At 39.3% G+C, this 26987-nt stretch carries 19 protein-coding genes and 1 pseudogene; all 20 read left to right on the top strand.

Going from position 1 to position 26987, the window contains the following annotated elements; translation table 11 throughout:
- The 20 genes and pseudogenes from ACU5DF_RS00365 to ACU5DF_RS00460 all read left to right on the top strand — a co-directional run bounded on the left by ACU5DF_RS00365 (nucleotide 1) and on the right by ACU5DF_RS00460 (nucleotide 26983).
- Complete coding sequence (locus ACU5DF_RS00365) at nucleotides 1-1089, top strand: TolB-like translocation protein (RefSeq protein ID WP_446711349.1); 1089 nt, start codon at nucleotides 1-3, stop codon at nucleotides 1087-1089.
- Entirely contained in the window at nucleotides 1089-4457 is a 3369-nt protein-coding gene (locus ACU5DF_RS00370) for an OmpA family protein (protein ID WP_446711350.1), read from the top strand. Before ACU5DF_RS00365 ends, ACU5DF_RS00370 begins: the two co-directional genes overlap by 1 nt.
- Nucleotides 4447-5934, top strand: a complete 1488-nt coding sequence (locus tag ACU5DF_RS00375) for a hypothetical protein (protein ID WP_446711351.1) — start codon at nucleotides 4447-4449, stop codon at nucleotides 5932-5934. The genes ACU5DF_RS00370 and ACU5DF_RS00375 overlap by 11 nt, the downstream gene beginning before the upstream one ends.
- A 318-nt stretch (nucleotides 5935-6252) precedes the next feature.
- Nucleotides 6253-7917: a hypothetical protein gene (locus tag ACU5DF_RS00380; RefSeq protein ID WP_446711352.1), complete on the top strand. Its 1665-nt coding sequence runs from the start codon at nucleotides 6253-6255 to the stop codon at nucleotides 7915-7917.
- A 6-nt stretch (nucleotides 7918-7923) separates the two neighbouring features.
- Nucleotides 7924-9126 carry a TolB-like translocation protein gene (locus ACU5DF_RS00385; protein ID WP_446711353.1) on the top strand — a complete coding sequence of 401 codons (1203 nt, stop codon included), beginning with the start codon at nucleotides 7924-7926 and terminating at the stop codon, nucleotides 9124-9126.
- Nucleotides 9126-10346, top strand: a complete 1221-nt coding sequence (locus tag ACU5DF_RS00390; RefSeq protein ID WP_446711354.1) for a TolB-like translocation protein — start codon at nucleotides 9126-9128, stop codon at nucleotides 10344-10346. The genes ACU5DF_RS00385 and ACU5DF_RS00390 overlap by 1 nt, the downstream gene beginning before the upstream one ends.
- Complete coding sequence (locus tag ACU5DF_RS00395; RefSeq protein WP_446711355.1) at nucleotides 10343-11557, top strand: TolB-like translocation protein; 1215 nt, start codon at nucleotides 10343-10345, stop codon at nucleotides 11555-11557. The genes ACU5DF_RS00390 and ACU5DF_RS00395 overlap by 4 nt, the downstream gene beginning before the upstream one ends.
- Entirely contained in the window at nucleotides 11557-12762 is a 1206-nt protein-coding gene (locus tag ACU5DF_RS00400) for a TolB-like translocation protein (RefSeq protein ID WP_446711356.1), read from the top strand. The genes ACU5DF_RS00395 and ACU5DF_RS00400 overlap by 1 nt, the downstream gene beginning before the upstream one ends.
- Nucleotides 12762-13982, top strand: coding sequence for a TolB family protein (locus tag ACU5DF_RS00405; RefSeq protein WP_446712454.1), 1221 nt, complete (start codon nucleotides 12762-12764; stop codon nucleotides 13980-13982). The genes ACU5DF_RS00400 and ACU5DF_RS00405 overlap by 1 nt, the downstream gene beginning before the upstream one ends.
- Complete coding sequence (locus ACU5DF_RS00410; protein WP_446711357.1) at nucleotides 13979-15196, top strand: hypothetical protein; 1218 nt, start codon at nucleotides 13979-13981, stop codon at nucleotides 15194-15196. The genes ACU5DF_RS00405 and ACU5DF_RS00410 overlap by 4 nt, the downstream gene beginning before the upstream one ends.
- Nucleotides 15193-16423, top strand: a pseudogene (locus ACU5DF_RS00415) (hypothetical protein). Before ACU5DF_RS00410 ends, ACU5DF_RS00415 begins: the two are co-directional and overlap by 4 nt.
- Nucleotides 16420-17646, top strand: coding sequence for a hypothetical protein (locus ACU5DF_RS00420; RefSeq protein ID WP_446711358.1), 1227 nt, complete (start codon nucleotides 16420-16422; stop codon nucleotides 17644-17646). The pseudogene ACU5DF_RS00415 and the gene ACU5DF_RS00420 overlap by 4 nt, the downstream one beginning before the upstream one ends.
- Nucleotides 17646-18878, top strand: a complete 1233-nt coding sequence (locus ACU5DF_RS00425) for a hypothetical protein (protein WP_446712455.1) — start codon at nucleotides 17646-17648, stop codon at nucleotides 18876-18878. Before ACU5DF_RS00420 ends, ACU5DF_RS00425 begins: the two co-directional genes overlap by 1 nt.
- Nucleotides 18878-20095: a hypothetical protein gene (locus tag ACU5DF_RS00430; protein ID WP_446712456.1), complete on the top strand. Its 1218-nt coding sequence runs from the start codon at nucleotides 18878-18880 to the stop codon at nucleotides 20093-20095. The genes ACU5DF_RS00425 and ACU5DF_RS00430 overlap by 1 nt, the downstream gene beginning before the upstream one ends.
- The gene (locus tag ACU5DF_RS00435) at nucleotides 20095-21315 is read left to right on the top strand and encodes a TolB-like translocation protein (protein WP_446711359.1); all 1221 of its coding nucleotides are present in this window, start codon (nucleotides 20095-20097) and stop codon (nucleotides 21313-21315) included. The genes ACU5DF_RS00430 and ACU5DF_RS00435 overlap by 1 nt, the downstream gene beginning before the upstream one ends.
- The gene (locus ACU5DF_RS00440; protein WP_446711360.1) at nucleotides 21312-22517 is read left to right on the top strand and encodes a TolB-like translocation protein; all 1206 of its coding nucleotides are present in this window, start codon (nucleotides 21312-21314) and stop codon (nucleotides 22515-22517) included. Before ACU5DF_RS00435 ends, ACU5DF_RS00440 begins: the two co-directional genes overlap by 4 nt.
- Nucleotides 22514-23716: a TolB-like translocation protein gene (locus ACU5DF_RS00445; RefSeq protein WP_446711361.1), complete on the top strand. Its 1203-nt coding sequence runs from the start codon at nucleotides 22514-22516 to the stop codon at nucleotides 23714-23716. Before ACU5DF_RS00440 ends, ACU5DF_RS00445 begins: the two co-directional genes overlap by 4 nt.
- A complete protein-coding gene (locus ACU5DF_RS00450) occupies nucleotides 23716-24948 on the top strand; it encodes a hypothetical protein (RefSeq protein WP_446711362.1) in 1233 nt (410 codons plus the stop codon). The genes ACU5DF_RS00445 and ACU5DF_RS00450 overlap by 1 nt, the downstream gene beginning before the upstream one ends.
- On the top strand, nucleotides 24945-26147 hold the full coding sequence (locus tag ACU5DF_RS00455; protein ID WP_446711363.1) for a TolB family protein: 1203 nt from the start codon (nucleotides 24945-24947) through the stop codon (nucleotides 26145-26147). The genes ACU5DF_RS00450 and ACU5DF_RS00455 overlap by 4 nt, the downstream gene beginning before the upstream one ends.
- Nucleotides 26147-26983, top strand: coding sequence for a hypothetical protein (locus ACU5DF_RS00460; RefSeq protein ID WP_446711364.1), 837 nt, complete (start codon nucleotides 26147-26149; stop codon nucleotides 26981-26983). The genes ACU5DF_RS00455 and ACU5DF_RS00460 overlap by 1 nt, the downstream gene beginning before the upstream one ends.
- Nucleotides 26984-26987: the final 4 nt, after the last annotated feature.

Consider the following 26987-nt stretch of genomic DNA (forward strand, 5'->3'; position numbering starts at 1 on the left):
ATGAAAAAAATACTATTACTTGCACTATTTAGCATCACTTTAATGGGGTGCAATGACCCTGAAAGTGTGGCAGCAGAAGCGGCTCAATTAAGAGCAGAGCAACATCCAGATCGCACCTATGTGGGTGAGAATAACTATTACATTATGGAAAGCAGTGAACATGCGGCGTTTGGGCGAAAAAAAGAATTAAAAGTAATGTATCAAGACTTTCCACGTTACTTTGTTGAAAAAGCCAAAGAGTGGCCAAAAGAAGATCTTAATGACGCTAGTTCATACGATTTACCGCGCTTTCAATTTGCGTGGGCGAACTCAAGCTCAAAAGATGAGTATGAGAGCGGGCTTAAGATTTGGAGTATGAAAACCGACGGAACAGATTTACGCTTGGTGACAGATGCAACCATTGGTTTTGCATCTATTCGTAATTTAGCGCGTTCTCCAAATAATCGTTACGTTGCTTGGGCGGGATCTGGTGGTCAGAAAGGTGTGTATGATTTAAAAACAGGTAAGGTTTCGAATATGCATAAATTTACCTCGCCACTTGATATGCTTTGGTCGGAAGACAGCCGCTATTTGTATTTTGATGATGCTAGAAATAGTTATGCTCGTTGGGATTCAGAGACGGGAGAGATTAGTGAGGTTAATTTTCAATTTAGTAGCTTCGCTAAAATCACAGATGATACGTTAGTTAGTTTAAATGTTTATGGTGTGTATAAACTTAATTTGATATCAAATGAAGGCGTTTTGCTAAAGTCTTCAAAATCATTACCTAGAGAACAAAGAAAATTAGACATAAGATCGATTAGTCCAACTGGTCGCTATGCTTGGGGATCTAATCCTTCTTTTGGATTCTTTTTTGATATAAAAAAAGGAACCGTAAAACAGATGGTTGATGATTTTGTTCCTGCTCAAATTTTAGGTAAAGATGCACATTATAGCGCTCTGAGTAAAATGACTTATGTCACTATTGTTGATCGTATCGAGGATAAAGTGTGGTCATGGCGTGCTTTCTCACATGGTGCAATGTCAGGAGATGGAATTCTTTATAATGGATTAGCAAATAATGGTTTATGGTTTAAGGAGGGCAAGTAATGACTGCTTTAAAAACCTATGATCACGGAATATATCTGTTAGGTGCTTATTTTGATAAAACAGAAGATGAACAAGGTAATGAATTAGATAGAACCTGGCATCAATCATCTGATGTAACTGAGACTGATTTAAGCAATGTTCGTCCAATTCCGTTCACACCTGTTTTGATTAATGATGCTGAAAAACCAGTATTATGGGGAACTAATAAAGACGGTTTACTGTGTCAACTGGGTTACTTTGATGAGGATGCCGTACCTAAAACTGTAGCAAGGAAGCAAACCTTCTTACGCCATAAAGCGCCATTAACCGTTAATGAATTAAGTGAAAGTGAATCATATCCATTGACGTTTCCGCCGTTAAATGTGATTGGGCAGCTTGCTGAAAAACACACCAGTATTAAATCATTGAATGATGCTTTAACTGATATCTATTCAAATAAATTAAAATTAAAGAATAAAAAACCGATTGAATTTACCATCAGTAAAATCAAAGTTAGCCAGTTAGCTGAACCCTATAAAAAACCGCTGACAGATGAGCAGAATGACTACAAGGCTTGGTATGATAAAATCATAGCGAGTGGAGTAGAAGAAATTCAAGGCATTATTACTCCTGTTTTTCACTCAGTTGGGGTGGTGTTCAGCAGTGATTTGTATGTGGGTGCAGAAGTTTCTCTTATTAAAGTGAAATCAAAACAAGACAATTCAGGTGAAGTAGAAAAAATCTTGGCCACGAGTTTTATCACTAAACCTGATCCCAGTGATGATAAAACAAATAATCCAGAAGATTATAAGAAAATAACACCTAGTGTTGTATTTAATTTCGATCCTAAATTAATTGATGATGGCTACTTTTTGCTTCGCACGAGTTTTTGGGTAAAAGACTATTTAGATAAACAAAAAGAAATATTAGAAGAAGGAATAGACGCTATTTTTCCTGATTCAGTAAAACAAGGGCAATTAAAATTTAAAGCTAATGATAAGCATCCAGAGAATGAAAGGATACAAGATGTTTATACTTATGAGCTGCATGAAAAAGTCACTTTTAAACCAATAAGTGGTTTTGGTAAGCTGGCGATGGTATGCGGTGATTTGATCTCGCTTGAAGAGTGTTTAATTTATCAATACCCAACGGCACTGCCTAGCTATTCTGATTTTATGACACAGCAAGGAAACCCCGTTGCGTTAAAAGGCACTGGTGTAGCCACGCTTGGTGTCGCATCCGCAGTGCAAAAGACAGCGCAATCTTACGCTCAAGGTTTTGCGACAAAAGGCATTGGTGTATTTGGCGATTTATCTAGCCAGCAAATTGCAACCAGTGTGGCAAAAAATATTTGGGGTAAATTAACTGTTGAGGGTGTTTTACCTGAACCGCTTACTGCAGGGGCAAGTTTCTTATTTGGATTGCAATCGGTCAAAGATGCACGTGATGCCTTTACAAAAGCGGTGGAGACAGCAGAAACACTGCAAGGATTAGCACCGTCTCAGGTTGCTCGAAGTGTGGTTCGAAATGGTTTTGCCAATACACCTGTTATGCGTGATTTCTTTATTGATATGAGAGAGCATCTTCAAGAGCACGGGGTGTCTGTTAGCTCTCGAAATCTTGCTGCAAGTTGGTTTGAGGGAAGTGCTTATACAAAATTAGCTAAAGGCTTACCTATTGTAGACAGTATTGGCAGTATGTATGATTTTTATCAGCTAGTAGATAAACAAGGAAAATTAGAGAAAAAAGCGACTGAAGAAAAAGAGAACTTTAATAGTGCAACCACAGATTATTTGCAAAAAATTGTGATGGTAAAAGCAGAGGCGGACTGGTCGAAACAACTTTTTGATGCCACTAAGATTTTGAATAATGATGGTAAAGAGCAAATAGCTCGTATTATTACGCAAGGTACTCGCGCGATTATTCATATTAACTTCAAATTTAATTCGTCGGAGTTACCAAATACAGGTACGACATTACGCAGCGATATTGATAAAGTTTGTGAGAAAATTGCTGAACTACTAAAAACATATCCAGACTATCGAATTCAAATCGATGGGCATGCAGGGCGAATTGGCAGTGATAAGGCGAATAAGACGATTGCTGATGATCGCGCGAAGCAAGTTGAACAGGCAATTTTAGATAAAGCGAAAGAAGATAAAACATTAGCTGAGCGTATTATTACGTTGTCACATGGCAACACTCAACCAATAAGTGCAGACAGTGCTAAAGTCGATATGAGTGAAATAGGGGACGATTCAGCATTAGCGGAAGATAGACGTGTTGAAATCAGTCTATTGCCTCCCACATACTCATTGGCTTTACCACCTAGCCGAACAGGTATGATTGACTTAGAGAAAGTTCGCCAAGCAAAACAGGTGCTTGATGTAGGGCTAGATAATAATCAAAAAAAGCAAGTGTCAGCAGTATTCAACTCTTTAATGGGGGTGGCAATGTTAACGCCTATCGCCCCTGTCGCGGCTGGGGTTCTGTTAATTAAAGAGGGTGCTAGTATTGCGGACAGCGGGTTAAGCTTTTTAGATTCAATACTAACAGAAGGTGCTTACAAGGATTTTAAAGCCAAATATAAGAACGTTAATGAGCTAAACCAGTTAGGTAAAATTCACATTGAAGTATTGCAACAGTATCGTGGATTTAAGGTGAAAATCGAACAGCAGTTAACAAAAAAAGAAGAGGTAGAAGCGTTTCTAAAGGCGAATAAAACATCAGAAGAATTACAAAAACGTTTCTTACTTCGAGCTTTGGCATTAAATGGTTTAATTGAATTACTTGCCAGAATATCGTTAGGGAGTAATTCAAACAGTGATTATAAAAAAGAACTCACAAGCGATCGAGTTCAAGGCTACATAGAAACTTATATTCTTAATGATAATTGGGAAGCTCCTCGGTTTTCTTACAACACCATGGCTCAGAATTGGCTGAACCGAGTGAGAGATGATAAAACTGGCACATCGCAAGCACGCTCTTTCTTTGTGGAATATGCCAATAAGAATAAGAAAGCAACGTTAGATGAGGCAACGAAACATTTAGTTAAACGAGCTAAAATTCAAGGTAGGTTTAATACCGGATTCCCAGTGCAAACCAGCCTGTATATGGACGATAAAAAGAACGGTTTTGTTGATTTTGCTAAGTTGTTTGACAATACCGTTCAAGATTTAACATCGAGCGATATTGGCTTTAGCCGTTTGTTGATACTTAACGATCGAGATGATGACAAATCATGGATGCCTTATTCAGAGTGGAAACAAGAAGGTAAAACAAACCGTATCACACCATTCACTCGTGTTAAGTTACAAGTAGTATTAACCAAAGACGCGTCAGAAGATGCGAAGAAATTCTTTAAAGCAACATTAAGTTATGGTTTGTGACCGTGGCTGGCTTGATGTTAATGGGCCTCAATATCAAGTCTTATTATCAGCAAAAGAAGTGTCTGAGTTAACAGTGTGTAGATCATTAGACAAAGAGCTGGCTTCATACTACAAGCAACAATTAGGTGAAAACTATGCAGAAACAGAAGATAGGATAAAGACGTTAACTGCGTTTGAGTTTGAACCGCTTTATTGGTTTGGTGAATATGAGATCCCGGGTCTTAAACCTCTATTTTCAGCTTATCCATGGGAAAGCTTTAATTCATGGAAAAAAGAGGGAAAATATAAATCGCTGTCATATTTCTTTGAACTGAATGGACATAAGCTAACAGTAGAGCAATTGGATATTGGTGGTGTACTTTATGGCATGAGCTACATTAAGTATGGTATTGATGATAACAATACCTATGGTCGCCTTCAGTGTCGTACGAATGGTTCTATTGATAAAACAACTAAAGCTTTATATCTTTTTGATGGTTTAGGCAATCAAAGTGCGGTTATTAACGAAGCTGATTTATTAATCGAGAGTTTTGTTAAGAGTAATTTAGTAATTAAAAAAGCAGGTATTGACTCCTTCTTGGATGGTAATATAAAAGTGTTATCTGCTTTACATATTAACAATGAATTTAATTTTTTCGATGAAAAAGGTGGAAAAATTAAGTCATTTTCTTGGGAGAAAGAGCAAGAATCCTCAATTTATGTTGCGATCCTAGCAGATAAAGATAGAACTAACTCGTATTTGGATATGGGTTTAAACCCTGATAACGTTCAAATGAAGTTAAAGCTGAGTATTGAAGGGAAAAATCCAGTTTGGAGTGAGAGTAATAAAAATGGAAAGGGGCCGACTCTATTATCATCGAATATTATATATGCAACTGATATTACTTATCATACGAGTATGGAGAGTGAAGCTGGATCTAATTATCCGAAGATGGTAGCAACCTTCGATAAGGTTCAATTTTCTTCTACAAAAAAGATGCAGGATAAAGAAAAAGATGCATTTATTCAGTTAGTTTTAGGAAAAATAGAGAAAAAACCAACCGCATTTTTATCTGCAAACCAAATGAAAAGGAAGTTATTCATTGCTAAGTTTGAATTGAGGTATACCTCTCCAACAGGTAAAAAGGTTGAAGGATTACGTCCATTTGGCCCAATTGTTGACAGTAAGCAAAAGGGTATACTTGCATCTGAAGTGAGCATTACAGAGCTTATGCAAGAAGGTATTCTTTCAAATAAAAAGCTAGATGGTGTAATGAAAGGGTATAAGTTTGAATTACCTAAAGCAGCGAGTTACTTTGATGGAAATTTACCATGGACGGCTGTTGGTTTAAAGCAAGAGATAATATATCCATCAGCACAAGCTTATTGGGTGGAGCTGTCGAAGAAAGATAAAGAAGAGCAGAAAAAATGGTTGAAATATTGGATAAAAAATAAGGCTGAAACGTTATCGGCTCCAGAAAAAAAAGGCATTTCGTAGTTGATAATTAATTGAGTAAATCAACCACCTGAGTTTGGGTGGTTATACTACAATCTAGCAATAGTGGTTGCATTTAAAGTGTTATTAGTTCGACAAGATAAAATGTAACTTTTATTTTAGCTATTTACAAAAACAAGAGAGATTGTTCTAGGAAGCACAGAGTAATAGAGAATAAGTTTGACTGTATTTGGACTAAGTATTTATATGGTGAGTTATTAACTTAATATAAACTCATTCGACCTGAATGTGGAGATAACAATGCTCTGCCAGTACAGATTAATTCCCGGGTTTCAACTTACTAAAAAAGATCTCGGTTACATGTTAACTCCCTTTGAGTTGATGAATTATTTACATCAAGAAAAAAGCCGACAGACACTTTTTGCTTCATTACCACCTCAACTACAGCGTAAATCAGCCATCACTTATGATCGAGGGTTAACAAGTTTAATTCAACAATTGGTGCGATTGGTTATTAATGGGGAGTGGGTTGCTCTCTCTTTTCGAGTCCAGAATAGAGATATTCACGATGTACGGCTTCCTTTTGGTTCTGGTTTGCAGCGACGAGTTAATAATGTGCTTAATCCGCCCCTTAATCGAAGTTTGGTTACAGCTCCCTCTTCTTTACTTTTAAATCGCCCTTCTTCAGTAGAAGACAGTCTTATAGAAATAGAACCTAAAAATGATAATAAAATCGTCATAGAGTTTGCAGGACAATGGCCAAATAACGCGGCATCAATATCGATTTCCAAATTAAAAAGCATCAATGAAAAGACACAAAAGCCTAAAGAAGACAGAAAAAATAGACACAAGAGTCTCGTCGAATTTTTATCTTTAGATGACAAAGAACGGTCTCTGTATTTGACTATTCCAAGTATAAACTCTGCCAAAGAGATAAACCTGTTACTGAGTGAATCATTATCTCCCGTTGACAAAGAAACAGAAATGGAAGAGTGGGATAATGTGTTAGTGCCTGTGGTTCCTTTCAAAACGAAAAATACAGATTTTATCTATAAAGAAGCTTCTTTTTATCCATCTGGTTACATTTATATTGTGTGGAATAATAAAGTTTGGCGAGAGCTGAAAATTACGAAAGACTACCGATTTATGGATATAGATTTAACCAGTGAAAAAAAAGAAAGTGGAGAAGAAGTTTCAAACCGATTCGTAGATATTGCATTAACTCATCCAAAATATGGTTGTTATTTTTCAGATGAGCCATTTGATGTAAAACAAAATGGGGAAACTGTTTTTAGTGGAAAGCTTGATGTTTATGGACAAGCAAGAGTATATGATTTAATAGAAGATAAAGTAACAATTGAATTACCTCAAACGGCCGATCATTACTCAGTGGTTCTAGAAACAACTCAAGGCATATCTTGTATAAATCAAAGCGAAATAAGGCCAGTATCAGGGCATGCTCTCCCCCATATTTGGATACCGTACAAAATAGAAGGGAAGCCACAAACTCTTTATGCCTATCACAGTTTATCGCAGCTTACCTATAATGAGTTATTCGAATTAGCAAGTAACCCAAGTTTAATTGCACAGTCTATTGATGGTCTTGAATGCTATACGAAATCTCGGGAGTTTAATGATAGGGGATCTTCAATTATTACAATGCAACAATCACTTTCTGATGAAATATTACGATTTTCAGTTGAAAAACAAAGTGAACAAGGTATTGCTGCATTACTTATACGATCACCGATAAATGAAATTGTTTTTACTTATTGCCATCATTCGGCAGTTGATGAGCCTGATGACTATTTTGAATTATTTAATACGGAATATAAATGGTCACAAAAGGTCTACTTAGCACAGGCTTCAATACTTGATGATCATTATAAGCTCATTCGATTTTCAGGGTGGCCGAACGAAGTTGAAAAAGTTACTTTAAAGCGTGTTAATAAAGGTAATGAATATCATCCCGAACAACCACCTATTATTATTTATCAAGATATAGCAATAAGTGAATTAGTGTAGGGCATTATGAATATAAAATATTTATGGCTAGCATTGGTGGGGTTCATTATCCTCATAGGTTGTAATAAAAAAGATTCAGCCCTACAAACTTCAGCAGCTGAGCCCCCAAAGACAGAGGTTGAATTACTCAACGAGCAAGCGTGGGAAGACAACCGAGTTTACGTCAGTAAAGACAATTACATACTTACCAAAGAAGCCAATGGCACCATACCGGGCATCATGAAACCTTGCTTTGTGGTAAACAGCGCCAAAGAGTGGCCAAGAGAAGACCTGTCAAATGTCGATTCATACGACTTACCGAGAGTGGATTTTAGATGGAATAATGGAAAGTTTGTGAGTGCCTCAGCAAGTGAAAAGGCCATATATGAATCTTACGATAAAGTGTGGAGCGTAAAAACAGATGGTACGGATTTACGGTTAGTTACAGATGATTTTAGTGGCGATATTCGTATAATGCGCCGCTCCCCTAATAATCGATACTTAGCTTATTCATACGGTTCAAGAACCAGCGGTGGGACAGATAAAGTGGTATTTGATGTACAAACTCAGAAATCCACATTACTTGGTACAGACTTAGGCCATTCCCAATTCTTATGGGCCGAAGACAGCAGCTATCTGTATTTTGAAGACAGAGCCAAATATTGGAAGTATGACGTAACGACGGGTGAAACGATTCTAATGGACGATGACTTTCATTTTTCTGAAGTGGGGGTGATATATGGAGGTAAGCGTTACGTGGTTGCAGAGTTAGGGGTTAGTGTCTACGACGAAGCTACAGGTAGAGAATTATATGGGGTAAGTGTCTTACCTATAGAGTTAGAAAAACGTGATTATTTGAATATTAATCACGAGCGTAAAATGAGATATGTTTTAAAAAACCGTTCAATCAGTCCTGATGGTAAGTATGCGTGGGGTGAATCGAATGAATATCGATTCTTTATAAACACTGAAACTCAAGAAGTTAACAGTGAAAGAATAGTGCGCTCCGAGGTAGGACAGTATCAATATTTTGAGCAGTTAGGGTTAAATGCTAATTACGTAAGAGATGGGGCAGGAGGGGTTATTTTCCTTAAATTAAACGAAGATAAAACGGTCCCGAAGGATGAATGGGTAAACTGGCCGCAAATCTGCTCAGGCCATTCAGCCACATTGTCATGGTTATACAACGGGTTTGCCAATGATGGTGCATTTATTAAGGAAGATAAATAATGCTTTCAAATAAAGCACTGCTAATCGTATGCATAGTCATGCTCTTAAGCGGATGTAATCAAGAGGCTCCCACAACACCAGAAACTACAGTGGTTGCCGCCCCAAAAACAGAGGTTGAATTACTCAACGAGCAAGCGTGGGAAGACAACCGAGTTTACGTCAGTAAAGACAACTACATACTCACCAAAGAAGCCAATGGCACCATACCGGGCATCATGAAACCTTGTTTTGTGGTAAACAGCGCCAAAGAGTGGCCAAGAGAAGACCTGTCAAATATCGATTCTTATGACTTACCGAGAGTGGATTTTAGGTGGGACAATGGAGAATTTACCAATGCTTCATCAGATGAAAAAGCCATATATGAAGCGAGGGATAAGATTTGGAGTATAAAAACAGATGGCACCGACTTGCGGCTAGTTACAGATTTTCTAGATGTCGTACCACCAAGAGCACATAACAGAACTGTTGTTGTAAAGATGATGCGCCGCTCTCCTAATAATCGTTATTTAGCTTGGAGTAATAATGTTGAAAAAGTCATTTTTGATTTAAAAACGCAAGAGTCAATAGTATTGGGCGACGACTTAGGCCATTCCCAATTCTTATGGGCGGAAGACAGCAGCTATCTGTATTTTGAAGACAGAGCCCAATATTGGAAGTATGACGTAACGACGGGTGAAACGATTCTAATGGACGATGACTTTCATTTTTCCGAAGTCGGGGTGATATATGGTGGAAAGCGTTACGTGGTCTCTGATTTTGGAGTCGTAATTTATGATGAATTAACCGATGAGAGATTAGAGTCATTTGGATACCCTTCTAAAGAAGATGAAATATATCCACGATTTATTAAAGACGATAAATTTAGAAAAGCTTTTCATATGAAATCACGATCAATCAGTCCTGATGGTAAGTATGCGTGGGGTGAATCGAATGAATATCGATTCTTTATAAACACTGAAACTCAAGAGATTAACAGTGAAAGAAAAGATCCCAAGAAAAAAAGCCAATACCGATTCTTTGATGTGTTAGGTCTCAATGCGGATTATGTTCGCTCAGCATCGGCGGGAAGCGCAAGGCAATATCAATTAACCCCAGAGAAAAAACTATTTGAGCAAAGTCAGCATTGGGGGCAAATTTGCTCAGGCCACTCAGCCACATTGTCATGGTTATACAACGGGTTTGCCAATGATGGTGCATTTATCAAGGAGGATAAATCATGAGATTAAATCATAAAATCCTCATTACAAGCGCATTTGTTTTTCTTAATGGCTGTAATCCACAGCACTCAACGCAAGAAACTACAGTGATTTCCGCCCCAAAAACAGAGGTTGAATTACTCAACGAGCAAGCGTGGGAAGACAACCGAGTTTACGTCAGTAAAGACAACTACATACTCACCAAAGAAGCCAATGGCACCATACCGGGCATCATGAAACCTTGTTTTGTGGTAAACAGCGCCAAAGCGTGGCCAAGAGAAGACCTGTCAAATGCGGATTCTTACGACTTACCGAGAGTGGATTTTAGGTGGGACAATGGAGAATGTACCAATGCTTCATCAGATGAAAAAGCCATATATGAAGCTAGGGATAAGATTTGGAGTATAAAAACAGATGGTACTGACTTGCGGCTAGTTACAGATTTTCTAGATGTCGTACCACCAAGAGCACATAACAGAACTGTTGTTGTAAGGATGATGCGCCGCTCTCCTAATAATCGCTATTTAGCTTGGAGTAATAATGTTGAAAAAGTCATTTTTGATTTAAAAACGCAAGAGTCGATAGTATTGGGCGACGACTTAGGCCATTCCCAATTCTTATGGGCCGAAGACAGCAGTTACCTGTATTTTGAAGACAGAGCCCAATATTGGAAGTATGACGTAACGACGGGTGAAACGATTCTAATGGACGATGACTTTCATTTTTCCGAAGTCGGGGTGATATATGGTGGAAAGCGTTACGTGGTCTCTGATTTTGGAGTCGTAATTTATGATGAATTAACCGATGAGAGATTAGAGTCATTTGGATACCCTTCTAAAGAAGATGAAATATATCCACGATTTATTAAAGACGATAAATTTAGAAAAGCTTTTCATATGAAATCACGATCAATCAGTCCTGATGGTAAGTATGCGTGGGGAGAATCGAATGAATATCGATTCTTTATAAACACTGAAACTCAAGAAGTTAACAGTGAAAAAATAGTGCGTTCCGAGGTAGGAAAGTATCAATATTTTGAGCAGTTAGGGTTAAATGCTAATTACGTAAGAGATGGGGCGGGAGGGGTTATTTTTCTTAAATTAAACGAAGATAAAACGGTTCCGAAGGATGAATGGGTAAACTGGCCGCAAATCTGCTCAGGCCATTCAGCCACATTGTCATGGTTATATAACGGGTTTGCCAATGATGGTGCATTTATCAAGGAGGATAAATAATGTTTTTAAATAAGTCGCTTCTAATCGCATGCATAGTTGTGTTCCTAAATGGATGTAACCAAGACGCTCCCACAACACCAGAAACTACAGTGATTTCCGCCCCAAAAACAGAGGTTGAATTACTCAACGAGCAAGTGTGGGAAGGCAACCGAGTTTACGTCAGTAAAGACAATTACATACTCACCAAAGAAGCCAATGGCACCATACCGGGCGTGATGAAACCTTGCTTTGTGGTAAACAGCGCCAAAGAGTGGCCAAGAGAAGACCTGTCAAATATCGATTCTTATGACTTACCGAGAGTAGATTTTAGGTGGAATAATGGAAAGTTTGTGAGTGCCTCAGCAAGTGAAAAGGCCATATATGAATCTTACGATAAAGTGTGGAGCATAAAAACAGACGGTACGGATTTACGGTTAGTCACGGATGATTTTAGTGGCGATATTCGTATAATGCGCCGCTCCCCTAATAATAGATACTTAGCTTATTCATACGGTTCAAGAACCAGCGGTGGGACAGATAAAGTGGTATTTGATGTACAAACTCAGAAATCCACATTACTTGGTACAGACTTAGGCCATTCCCAATTTTTATGGGCTGAAGACAGCAGCTATCTGTATTTTGAAGACAGATCCAAATATTGGAAGTATGACGTAATGACGGGTGAAACGACTCTAATGGACGATGACTTTCATTTTTCCGAAGTCGGGGTGATATATGGAGGTAAGCGTTATGTTGTCTCTGATTATGGTCTGACTATTTTTAATGAAGTGACTGGTAAGCGGCTTTATGGAATAGCTTTAGGTACAGAAAAGGAAAATCAATTAGCACGAAAGCATATTTCAGCCGCTTATGATAAAAAATACTACTTAAAGAATAAATCAATCAGTCCGGATGGTAAATATGCTTGGGGTGAATCGGCGCAATATCGTTATTTTATAAACACAGAAACTCAAGAGGTTAACAGTGAAAGAAAAGATCCAAGGAAAAAAAGCCAATACCGTTTCTTTGATGTGTTAGGTCTTAATGCGAATTATGTTCGCTCAGCATCGGCGGGAAGCGCAAGACAATATCAATTAACTCCAGAGAAAAAACTATTTGAGCAAAGTCAGCATTGGGGGCAAATCTGCTCAGGCCACTCAGCCACATTGTCATGGTTATACAACGGGTTTGCCAATGATGGCGCATTTATCAAGGAGGATAAATGATGTTTTTAAATAAAGCACTTTTAATTGCATGCATAGCCATGCTCTTAAATGGATGTAACCAAGACGATCCCACAATGCCAGAAACTACAGTGGTTGCCGCCCCAAAAACAGAGGTTGAATTACTCAACGAGCAAGCGTGGGAAGACAACCGAGTTTACGTCAGTAAAGACAACTACATACTCACCAAAGAAGCCAATGGCACCATACCGGGCATCATGAAACCTTGTTTTGTGGTAAACAGCGCCAAAGCGTGGCCAAGAGAAGACTTGTCAAATGCCGATTCTTACGACTTACCGAGAGTAGATTTTAGGTGGAATAATGGAAAGTTTGTGAGTGCCTCAGCAAGTGAAAAGGCCATATATGAATCTTACGATAAAGTGTGGAGCGTAAAAACAGATGGTACGGATTTACGGTTAGTCACGGATGATTTTAGTGGCGATATTCGTATAATGCGGCGCTCTCCTAATAATAGATACTTAGCTTATTCATACGGTTCAAGAACCAGCGGTGGGACAGATAAAGTGGTATTTGATTTAAAAACTCAGAAATCTACATTGCTTGGTACAGACTTAGGCCACTCCCAATTCTTATGGGCGGAAGACAGCAGCTACCTGTATTTTGAAGACAGAGCCCAATATTGGAAGTATGACGTAACGACGGGTGAAACGATCCAAATGGACGATGACTTTCATTTTTCCGAAGTCGGGGTGATATATGGAGGGAAGCGCTATACGGTCTCTGATTTTGGAGTGGGTGTTTATGATGAGAAAAGTGATGAGCGTTTATATGGTGTAAGTATCTACCCAAAAGAATTACAAGAGCAGAAAAAAGAGCAAGGTTATTTAGTTGTTACTAGAGAGCATTCATTTAAATATGAATTAAAAAACAGGTCAATCAGTCCGGATGGTAAGTATGCGTGGGGTGAATCGAATGAATATCGATTCTTTATAAACACTGAAACTCAAGAGATTAACAGTGAAAGAAAAGATCCCAAGAAAAAAAGCCAATACCGATTCTTTGATGTGTTAGGTCTCAATGCGGATTATGTTCGCTCAGCATCGGCGGGAAGCGCAAGGCAATATCAATTAACCCCAGAGAAAAAACTATTTGAGCAAAGTCAGCATTGGGGGCAAATTTGCTCAGGCCACTCAGCCACATTGTCATGGTTATACAACGGGTTTGCCAATGATGGTGCATTTATCAAGGAGGATAAATCATGAGATTAAATCATAAAATCCTCATTACAAGCGCATTTGTTTTTCTTAATGGCTGTAATCCACAGCACTCAACGCAAGAAACTACAGTGATTTCCGCCCCAAAAACAGAGGTTGAATTACTCAACGAGCAAGAATGGGAAGACAACCGAGTTTACGTCAGTAAAGACAACTACATACTCACCAAAGAAGCCAATGGCACCATACCGGGCATCATGAAACCTTGTTTTGTGGTAAACAGCGCCAAAGCGTGGCCAAGAGAAGACCTGTCAAATATCGATTCTTATGACTTACCGAGAGTGGATTTTAGGTGGGACAATGGAGAATTTACCAATGCTTCATCAGATGAAAAAGCCATATATGAAGCTAGGGATAAGATTTGGAGTATAAAAACAGATGGTACTGACTTGCGGCTAGTTACAGATTTTCTAGATGTCGTACCACCAAGAGCACATAACAGAACTGTTGTTGTAAAGATGATGCGCCGATCTCCTAATAATCGCTATTTAGCTTGGAGTAATAATGTTGAAAAAGTCATTTTTGATTTAAAAACGCAAGAGTCGATAGTATTGGGCGATGACTTAGGCCATTCCCAATTTTTATGGGCGGAAGACAGCAGTTATCTGTATTTTGAAGACAGAGCCAAATATTGGAAGTATGACGTAACGACGGGTGAAACGACTCTAATGGACGATGACTTTCATTTTTCCGAAGTCGGGGTGATATATGGAGGTAAGCGTTACGTGGTCTCTGATTATGGTCTGACTATTTTTAATGAAGTGACTGGTAAGCGGCTTTATGGAATATCTTTAGGCACAGAAAAGGAAAATCAATTAGCACGAAAGTATATTTCAGCCGCTTATGATAAAAAATACTACTTAAATAATAAATCAATCAGTCCGGATGGTAAATATGCTTGGGGTGAATCGGCGCAATATCGTTATTTTATAAACACTGAAACTCAAGAAGTTAACAGTGAAAAAATAGTGCGTTCAGAAGTCGGAAAGTATCAATATTTTGAGCAGTTAGGGTTAAATGCCAATTACGTAAGAGATGGTGCGGGAGGGGTTATTTTCCTTAAATTAAACGAAGATAAAACGGTCCCGAAGAATGAATGGGTAAACTGGCCGCAAATCTGCTCAGGCCACTCAGCCACCTTGTCATGGTTATACAACGGGTTTGCCAATGATGGCGCATTTATCAAGGAGGATAAATCATGATACCACATCATAAAATCCTCATAGCAAGCGCACTTATTTTTCTTAATGGCTGTAACCCACAACACTCAGCACCAGAAATTACAGTGGTAGAACTTCCAAAGACAGAGGTTGAATTACTCAACGAGCAAGTGTGGGAAGACAACCGAGTTTACGTCAGTAAAGACAACTACATACTCACCAAAGAAGCCAATGGCACCATACCGGGCATCATGAAACCTTGCTTTGTGGTAAACAGCGCCAAAGAGTGGCCAAGAGGAAGACCTGTCAAATGCCGATTCTTACGACTTACCGAGAGTGGATTTTAGGTGGGACAATGGAGAATTTACCAATGCTTCATCAGATGAAAAAGCCATATATGAAGCGAGGGATAAGATTTGGAGTATAAAAACAGATGGTACTGACTTGCGGCTAGTTACAGATTTTCTAGATGTCGTACCACCAAGAGCACATAACAGAACTGTTGTTGTAAAGATGATGCGCCGCTCTCCTAATAATCGCTATTTAGCTTGGAGTAATAATGTTGAAAAAGTCATTTTTGATTTAAAAACGCAAGAGTCAATAGTATTGGGCGACGATTTAGGCCATTCCCAATTTTTATGGGCTGAAGACAGCAGCTATCTGTATTTTGAAGACAGAGCCCAATATTGGAAGTATGACGTAACGACGGGTGAAACGACCCAAATGGACGATGACTTTCATTTCTCGGAAGTGGGAGTGATATATGGAGGGAAGCGTTACGTAGTCTCTGATTTTGGAGTGGGTGTTTATGATGAGAAAAGTGATGAGCGTTTATATGGTGTAAGTACTCTTCCAATAAAATTACAAAAAAAGGAAGATGAGCAAGGCTACTTAACTATAACTAGAGAATATTCATTTAAATATGAATTAAAAAACAGGTCAATCAGTCCGGATGGTAAATATGCTTGGGGAGAATCGAATGAATATCGATTCTTTATAAACACTGAAACTCAAGAAGTTAACAGTGAAAAAATAGTGCGTTCAGAAGTCGGAAAGTATCAATATTTTGAGCAGTTAGGGTTAAATGCCAATTACGTAAGAGATGGTGCGGGAGGGGTTATTTTCCTTAAATTAAACGAAGATAAAACGGTCCCGAAGAATGAATGGGTAAACTGGCCGCAAATCTGCTCAGGCCACTCAGCCACCTTGTCATGGTTATACAACGGGTTTGCCAATTATGGCGCATTTATCAAGGAGGATAAATCATGATACCACATCATAAAATCCTCATAGCAAGCGCACTTATTTTTCTTAATGGCTGTAACCCACAACACTCAGCACCAGAAATTACAGTGGTAGAACTTCCAAAGACAGAGGTTGAATTACTCAACGAGCAAGTGTGGGAAGACAACCGAGTTTACGTCAGTAAAGACAACTACATACTCACCAAAGAAGCCAATGGCACCATACCGGGCATCATGAAACCTTGTTTTGTGGTAAACAGCGCCAAAGCGTGGCCAAGAGAAGACCTGGCAAATACCGATTCTTACGACTTACCGAGAGTGGATTTTAGGTGGGACAATGGAGAATTTACCAATGCTTCATCAGATGAAAAAGCCATATATGAAGCTAGGGATAAGATTTGGAGTATAAAAACAGATGGTACTGACTTGCGGCTAGTTACAGATTTTCTAGATGTCGTACCACCAAGAGCACATAACAGAACTGTTGTTGTAAAGATGATGCGCCGCTCTCCTAATAATCGCTATTTAGCTTGGAGTAATAATGTTGAAAAAGTCATTTTTGATTTAAAAACGCGAGAGTCGATAGTATTGGGCGATGACTTAGGCCATTCCCAATTCTTATGGGCCGAAGACAGCAGTTACCTGTATTTTGAAGACAGAGCCAAATATTGGAAGTATGACGTAACGACGGGTGAAACGACCAAAATGGACGATGATTTTCATTTTTCCGAAGTCGGGGTGATATATGGCGGGAAGCGTTACGTAGTCTCTGATTTTGGAGTGGGTGTTTATGATGAGAAAAGTGATGAGCGTTTATATGGTGTAAGTATCTACCCAAAAGAATTACAAGAGCAGAAAAAAGAGCAAGGTTATTTAGTTGTTACTAGAGAGCATTCATTTAAATATGAATTAAAAAACAGGTCAATCAGTCCGGATGGTAAATATGCGTGGGGTGAATCGAATGAATATCGATTCTTTATAAACACTGAAACTCAAGAGATTAACAGTGAAAGAAAAGATCCAAGGAAAAAAAGCCAATACCGTTTCTTTGATGTGTTAGGTCTTAATGCGAATTATGTTCGCTCAGCATCGGCGGGAAGCGCAAGGCAGTATCAATTAACCTCAGAGAAAAAGTTATTTGAGCAAAGTCAGCATTGGGGGCAAATCTGCTCAGGCCACTCAGCCACATTGTCATGGTTATACAACGGGTTTGCCAATGATGGCGCATTTATCAAGGAGGATAAATGATGTTTTTAAATAAAGCACTTTTAATTGCATGCATAGCCATGCTCTTAAATGGATGTAACCAAGACGATCCCACAATGCCAGAAACTACAGTGGTTGCCGCCCCAAAAACAGAGGTTGAATTACTCAACGAGCAAGCGTGGGAAGACAACCGAGTTTACGTCAGTAAAGACAACTACATACTCACCAAAGAAGCCAATGGCACCATACCGGGCATCATGAAACCTTGTTTTGTGGTAAACAGCGCCAAAGCGTGGCCAAGAGAAGACTTGTCAAATGCCGATTCTTACGACTTACCGAGAGTGGATTTTAGATGGAATAATGGGAAACATGATGCGTATTCAGTAATGACTGAAAAACAAATTTATGAAGCGAGAGACAAGATTTGGAGCATCAAAACAGATGGTAGTGATTTACGTTTAGTAACGGATTTTTTAGATGTTGTTCCAATGAATAAGCAACATGAAGCCGTTCCAATACGAATGATGCGTCGTTCACCGAATAACCGTTATTTAGCTTGGAGTGACAGTGTAAATAAAGTCATTTTTGATTTAAAAACGCAAGAGTCAATAGTATTGGGCGATGACTTAGGCCACTCGCAATTCTTATGGGCCGAAGACAGCAGCTACCTGTATTTTGAAGACAGAGCTCAATATTGGAAGTATGACGTAACGACGGGTGAAACGATTCTAATGGACGATGACTTTCATTTCTCAGAAGTGGGAGTGATATATGGAGGAAAGCGTTACGTGGTCTCTGATTTTGGAGTGGGTGTTTATGATGAAAGAAGTGATGAGCGTTTATATGGTGTAAGTATCTACCCAAAAGAATTACAAGAGCAGAAAAAAGAGCAAGGTTATTTAGTTGTTACTAGAGAGCATTCATTTAAATATGAATTAAAAAACAGGTCAATCAGTCCGGATGGTAAATATGCATGGGGAGAATCGAATGAATATCGATTCTTTATAAACACTGAAACTCAAGAGATTAACAGTGAAAGAAAAGATCCAAGGAAAAAAAGCCAATACCGTTTCTTTGATGTGTTAGGTCTTAATGCGAATTATGTTCGCTCAGCATCGGCGGGAAGCGCAAGACAATATCAATTAACTCCAGAGAAAAAACTATTTGAGCAAAGTCAGCATTGGGGGCAAATCTGCTCAGGCCACTCAGCCACATTGTCATGGTTATACAACGGGTTTGCCAATGATGGCGCATTTATCAAGGAGGATAAATGATGTTTTTAAATAAAGCACTTTTAATTGCATGCATAGCCATGCTCTTAAATGGATGTAACCAAGACGATCCCACAATGCCAGAAACTACAGTGGTTGCCGCCCCAAAAACAGAGGTTGAATTACTCAACGAGCAAGCGTGGAAAGATAACCGAGTTTACGTCAGTAAAGACAACTACATACTCACCAAAGAAGCCAATGGCACCATACCGGGCATAATGAAACCTTGTTTTGTGGTAAACAGCGCCAAAGAGTGGCCAAGAGAAGACCTGTCAAATACCGATTCATACGACTTACCGAGAGTGGATTTTAGGTGGGACAATGGAGAATTTACCAATGCTTCATCAGATGAAAAAGCCATATATGAAGCGAGGGATAAGATTTGGAGTATAAAAACAGATGGCACCGACTTGCGGCTAGTTACAGATTTTCTAGATGTCGTACCACCAAGAGCACATAACAGAACTGTTGTTGTAAAGATGATGCGGCGCTCTCCCAATAATCGCTATTTAGCTTGGAGTAATAATGTTGAAAAAGTCATTTTTGATGTACAAACTCAGAAATCCACATTACTTGGTACAGACTTAGGCCATTCCCAATTCTTATGGGCCGAAGACAGCAGCTATCTGTATTTTGAAGACAGAGCCAAATATTGGAAGTATGACGTAACGACGGGTGAAACGACCCAAATGGACGATGACTTTCATTTTTCCGAAGTCGGGGTGATATATGGAGGGAAGCGTTACGTGGTCTCTGATTATGGTCTGACTATTTTTAATGAAGTGACTGGTAAGCGGCTTTATGGAATAGCTTTAGGCACAGAAAAGGAAAATCAATTAGCACGAAAGTATATTTCAGCCGCTTATGATAAAAAATACTACTTAAAGAATAAATCAATCAGTCCGGATGGTAAATATGCTTGGGGTGAATCGGCGCAATATCGTTATTTTATAAACACAGAAACTCAAGAGGTTAACAGTGAAAGAAAAGATCCAAGGAAAAAAAGCCAATACCGTTTCTTTGATGTGTTAGGTCTTAATGCGAATTATGTTCGCTCAGCATCGGCGGGAAGCGCAAGGCAATATCAATTAACCCCAGAGAAAAAACTATTTGAGCAAAGTCAGCATTGGGGGCAAATTTGCTCAGGCCACTCAGCCACATTGTCATGGTTATACAACGGGTTTGCCAATGATGGTGCATTTATTAAGGAAGATAAATAATGCTTTCAAATAAAGCACTGCTAATCGTATGCATAGTCATGCTCTTAAACGGATGTAATCAAGAGGCTCCCACAACACCAGAAACTACAGTGGTTGCCGCCCCAAAAACAGAGGTTGAATTACTCAACGAGCAAGCGTGGGAAGACAACCGAGTTTACGTCAGTAAAGACAACTACATACTCACCAAAGAAGCCAATGACACCATACCGGGCGTGATGAAGCCTTGTTTTGTGGTAAACAGCGCCAAAGAGTGGCCAAGAGAAGACCTGTCAAATGCCGATTCTTACGACTTACCGAGAGTAGATTTTAGATGGAATAATGGAAAGTTTGTGAGTGCCTCAGCAAGTGAAAAGGCCATATATGAATCTTACGATAAAGTGTGGAGCATAAAAACAGACGGTACGGATTTACGGTTAGTCACGGATGATTTTAGTGGCGATATTCGTATAATGCGCCGCTCCCCTAATAATCGATACTTAGCTTATTCATACGGTTCAAGAACCAGCGGTGGGACAGATAAAGTGGTATTTGATGTACAAACACAGAAATCCACATTGCTTGGTACAGATTTAGGTCATTCCCAATTCTTATGGGCCGAAGACAGCAGTTACCTGTATTTTGAAGACAGAGCCAAATATTGGAAGTATGACGTAACGACGGGTGAAACGACCAAAATGGACGATGATTTTCATTTTTCCGAAGTCGGGGTGATATATGGCGGGAAGCGTTACGTAGTCTCTGATTTTGGAGTGGGTGTTTATGATGAAAAAAGTGATGAGCGTTTATATGGTGTAAGTACTCTTCCGATAAAATTACAAGAAAAGGAAGATGAGCAAGGTTATTTAACTATAACTAGAGAATATTCATTTAAATATGAATTAAAAAACAGGTCAATCAGTCCTGATGGTAAGTATGCGTGGGGTGAATCGAATGAATATCGATTCTTTATAAACACTGAAACTCAAGAAGTTAACAGTGAAAGAAAAGATCCAAGGAAAAAAAGCCAATACCGTTTCTTTGATGTGTTAGGTCTTAATGCGAATTATGTTCGCTCAGCATCGGCGGGAAGCGCAAGGCAATATCAATTAACCCCAGAGAAAAAGTTATTTGAGCAAAGTCAGCATTGGCCGCAAATCTGCTCAGGCCACTCAGCCACATTGTCATGGTTATATAACGGGTTTGCCAATGATGGCGCATTTATCAAGGAGGATAAATCATGAGATTAAATCATAAAATCCTCATAGCAAGCGCACTTATTTTTCTTAATGGCTGTAACCCACAACACTCAGCACCAGAAACTACAGTGGTAGAACTTCCAAAGACAGAGGTTGAATTACTCAACGAGCAAGCGTGGGAAGACAACCGAGTTTACGTCAGTAAAGACAACTACATACTCACCAAAGAAGCCAATGGCACCATACCGGGCATCATGAAACCTTGTTTTGTAGTAAACAGCGCCAAAGCGTGGCCAAGAGAAGACCTGTCAAATGCCGATTCTTACGACTTACCGAGAGTAGATTTTAGGTGGAATAATGGAAAGTTTGTGAGTGCCTCAGCAAGTGAAAAGGCCATATATGAATCTTACGATAAAGTGTGGAGCATAAAAACAGACGGTACGGATTTACGGTTAGTCACGGATGATTTTAGTGGCGATATTCGTATAATGCGCCGCTCCCCTAATAATAGATACTTAGCTTATTCATACGGTTCAAGAATCAGCGGTGGGACCGATAAAGTGGTATTTGATGTACAAACTCAGAAATCTACATTACTTGGTAAAGACTTAGGCCACTCCCAATTCTTATGGGCTGAAGACAGCAGCTATCTGTATTTTGAAGACAGAGCCAAATATTGGAAGTATGACGTAACGACGGGTGAAACGACCCAAATGGACGATGATTTTCATTTCTCGGAAGTGGGGGTGATACATGGAGGGAAGCGTTACGTAGTCTCTGATTATGGAGTCGTAATTTATGATGAATTAACCGATGAGAGATTAGAGTCATTTGGATACCCTTCTAAAGAAGATGAAATATATCCACGATTTATTAAAGACGATAAATTTAGAAAAGCTTTTCATATGAAATCACGATCAATCAGTCCTGATGGTAAGTATGCGTGGGGTGAATCGAATGAATATCGATTCTTTATAAACACTGAAACTCAAGAAGTTAAAAGTGAAACAATAGATCCTAAGAAAAAAAGCCAATACCGATTCTTTGATGTGTTAGGTCTCAATGCGGATTATGTTCGCTCAGCATCGGCGGGAAGCGCAAGGCAATATCAATTAACCCCAGAGAAAAAACTATTTGAGCAAAGTCAGCATTGGGGGCAAATTTGCTCAGGCCACTCAGCCACATTGTCATGGTTATACAACGGGTTTGCCAATGATGGTGCATTTATCAAGGAGGATAAATCATGAGATTAAATCATAAAATCCTCATTACAAGCGCATTTGTTTTTCTTAATGGCTGTAATCCACAGCACTCAACGCAAGAAACTACAGTGATTTCCGCCCCAAAAACAGAGGTTGAATTACTCAACGAGCAAGAATGGGAAGACAACCGAGTTTACGTCAGTAAAGACAACTACATACTCACCAAAGAAGCCAATGGCACCATACCGGGCATCATGAAACCTTGTTTTGTAGTAAACAGCGCCAAAGAGTGGCCAAGAGAAGACCTGTCAAATGTCGATTCATACGACTTACCGAGAGTGGATTTTAGATGGAATAATGGAAAGTTTGTGAGTTCCTCAGCAAGTGAAAAGGCCATATATGAATCTTACGATAAAGTGTGGAGCGTAAAAACAGATGGTACGGATTTACGGTTAGTTACAGATGATTTTAGTGGCGATATTCGTATAATGCGCCGCTCCCCTAATAATCGATACTTAGCTTATTCATACGGTTCAAGAACCAGCGGTGGGACAGATAAAGTGGTATTTGATGTACAAACACAGAAATCCACATTACTTGGTAAAGACTTAGGTCACTCCCAATTTTTATGGGCTGAAGACAGCAGCTATCTGTATTTTGAAGACAGAGCCAAATACTGGAAGTATGACGTAACGATGGGAAAAACGACCCAAATGGACGATGACTTTCATTTTTCCGAAGTCGGGGTGATATATGGTGGAAAGCGTTACGTAGTCTCTGATTTTGGAGTCGTAATTTATGATGAATTAACCGATGAGAGATTAGAGTCATTTGGATACCCTTCTAAAGAAGATGAAATATATTCACGATTTATTAAAGACGATAAATTTAGAAAAGCTTTTCATATGAAATCACGATCAATCAGTCCTGATGGTAAGTATGCGTGGGGTGAATCGAATGAATATCGATTCTTTATAAACACTGAAACTCAAGAAGTTAAAAGTGAAACAATAGATCCTAAGAAAAAAAGCCAATACCGATTCTTTGATGTGTTAGGTCTTAATGCGAATTATGTTCGCTCAGCATCGGCGGGAAGCGCAAGGCAGTATCAATTAACCTCAGAGAAAAAGTTATTTGAGCAAAGTCAGCATTGGGGGCAAATCTGCTCAGGCCACTCAGCCACATTGTCATGGTTATACAACGGGTTTGCCAATAATGGTGCATTTATTAAGGAAGATAAATAATGCTTTCAAATAAAGCACTGCTAATTGCATGCATAGTTGTGTTCCTAAATGGATGTAACCAAGACGATCCCACTGCGCCAAGTACAGCAGCTGAGCCCCCAAAAACAGAGGTTGAATTACTCAACGAGCAAGAATGGGAAGACAACCGAGTTTACGTCAGTAAAGACAACTACATACTCACCAAAGAAGCCAATGGCACCATACCGGGCATCATGAAACCTTGTTTTGTGGTAAACAGCGCCAAAGCGTGGCCAAGAGAAGACTTGTCAAATGCCGATTCTTACGACTTACCGAGAGTGGATTTTAGATGGAATAATGGGAAACATGATGCGTATTCAGTAATGACTGAAAAACAAATTTATGAAGCGAGAGACAAGATTTGGAGCATCAAAACAGATGGTAGTGATTTACGTTTAGTAACGGATTTTTTAGATGTTGTTCCAATGAATAAGCAACATGAAGCCGTTCCAATACGAATGATGCGTCGTTCACCGAATAACCGTTATTTAGCTTGGAGTGACAGTGTAAATAAAGTCATTTTTGACGTACAAACTCAGAAATCCACATTACTTGGTACAGACTTAGGCCATTCCCAATTCTTATGGGCCGAAGACAGCAGTTACCTGTATTTTGAAGACAGAGCCAAATATTGGAAGTATGACGTAACGACGGGTGAAACGATTCTAATGGACGATGACTTTCATTTTTCCAAAGTGGGGGTGATATATGGAGGTAAGCGCTATACGGTCTCTGATTTTGGAGTGGGTGTTTATGATGAAAAAAGTGATGAGCGTTTATATGGTGTAAGTACTCTTCCGATAAAATTACAAGAAAAGGAAGATGAGCAAGGTTATTTAACTATAACTAGAGAATATTCATTTAAATATGAATTAAAAAACAGGTCAATCAGTCCGGATGGTAAATATGCGTGGGGAGAATCGAATGAATATCGATTCTTTATAAACACTGAAACTCAAGAGATTAACAGTGAAAGAAAAGATCCAAGGAAAAAAAGCCAATACCGTTTCTTTGATGTGTTAGGTCTTAATGCGAATTATGTTCGCTCAGCATCGGCGGGAAGCGCAAGGCAGTATCAATTAACCTCAGAGAAAAAGTTATTTGAGAAAAATCAGCATTGGGGGCAAATTTGCTCAGGCCACTCAGCCACATTGTCATGGTTATACAACGGGTTTGCCAATGATGGTGCATTTATCAAGGAGGATAAATCATGAGATTAAATCATAAAATCCTCATTACAAGCGCATTTGTTTTTCTTAATGGCTGTAATCCACAGCACTCAACGCAAGAAACTACAGTGATTTCCGCCCCAAAAACAGAGGTTGAATTACTCAACGAGCAAGAATGGGAAGACAACCGAGTTTACGTCAGTAAAGACAATTACATACTCACCAAAGAAGCCAATGGCACCATACCGGGCGTGATGAAACCTTGCTTTGTGGTAAACAGCGCCAAAGAGTGGCCAAGAGAAGACCTGTCAAATGCCGATTCTTACGACTTACCGAGAGTAGATTTTAGATGGAATAATGGAAAGTTTGTGAGTGCCTCAGCAAGTGAAAAGGCCATATATGAATCTTACGATAAAGTGTGGAGCATAAAAACAGACGGTACGGATTTACGGTTAGTCACGGATGATTTTAGTGGGGATATTCGTATAATACGCCGCTCCCCTAATAATCGATACTTAGCTTATTCATACGGTTCAAGAACCAGCGGTGGGACAGATAAAGTGGTATTTGATGTACAAACTCAGAAATCCACATTGCTTGGTACAGACTTAGGTCACTCGCAATTTTTATGGGCTGAAGACAGCAGCTATCTGTATTTTGAAGACAGAGCCCAATATTGGAAGTATGACGTAACGACGGGGAAAACGACCCAAATGGACGATGACTTTCATTTTTCCGAAGTCGGGGTGATATATGGAGGGAAGCGTTACGTGGTTGCAGAGTTAGGGGTTAGTGTCTACGACGAAGCTACAGGTAGAGAATTATATGGGGTAAGTGTCTTACCTATAGAGTTAGAAAAACGTGATTATTTGAATATTAATCACGAGCGTAAAATGAGATATGTTTTAAAGAACCGTTCAATCAGTCCTGATGGTAAGTATGCGTGGGGTGAATCGGCACAATATCGTTATTTTATAAACACTGAAACTCAAGAAGTTAACAGTGAAAGAAAAGATCCAAGGAAAAAAAGCCAATACCGATTCTTTGATGTGTTAGGTCTTAATGCGAATTATGTTCGCTCAGCATCGGCGGGAAGCGCAAGGCAATATCAATTAACCTCAGAGAAAAAACTATTTGAGCAAAGTCAGCATTGGCCGCAAATCTGCTCAGGCCACTCAGCCACATTGTCATGGTTATACAACGGTTTTGCGAATAATGGCGCATTTATTAAGGAGGATAAATAATGCTTTTAAATAAGGCTCTTCTAATTGCATGCATAGCTGCGTCCCTAAATGGATGTAACCAAGACGACCCCACAGCGCCAAGTACAGCAGCTGAGCCCCCAAAGACAGAGGTTGAATTACTCAACGAGCAAGCTTGGGAAGACAACCGAGTTTACGTCAGTAAAGACAACTACATACTCACCAAAGAAGCCAATGGCACCATACCGGGCATCATGAAACCTTGTTTTGTAGTAAACAGCGCCAAAGCGTGGCCAAGAGAAGACCTGTCAAATGCGGATTCTTACGACTTACCGAGAGTGGATTTTAGGTGGGACAATGGAGAATTTACCAATGCTTCATCAGATGAAAAAGCCATATATGAAGCGAGGGATAAGATTTGGAGTATAAAAACAGATGGCACCGACTTGCGGCTAGTTACAGGTTTTCTAGATGTCGTACCACCAAGAGCACATAACAGAACTGTTGTTGTAAAGATGATGCGCCGCTCTCCTAATAATCGCTATTTAGCTTGGAGTAATAATGTTGAAAAAGTCATTTTTGATTTAAAAACGCAAGAGTCGATAGTATTGGGCGATGACTTAGGCCATTCCCAATTCTTATGGGCCGAAGACAGCAGTTATCTGTATTTTGAAGACAGAGCCAAATATTGGAAGTATGACGTAACGACGGGTGAAACGACCCAAATGGACGATGATTTTCATTTTTCCGAAGTTGGGGTGATATATGGAGGTAAGCGTTACGTGGTTGCAGAGTTAGGGGTTAGTGTCTACGACGAAGCTACAGGTAGAGAATTATATGGGGTAAGCTGTCTTACCTATAGAGTTAGAAAAACGTGATTAT

The organism is Aliivibrio wodanis, assembly GCF_052920805.1.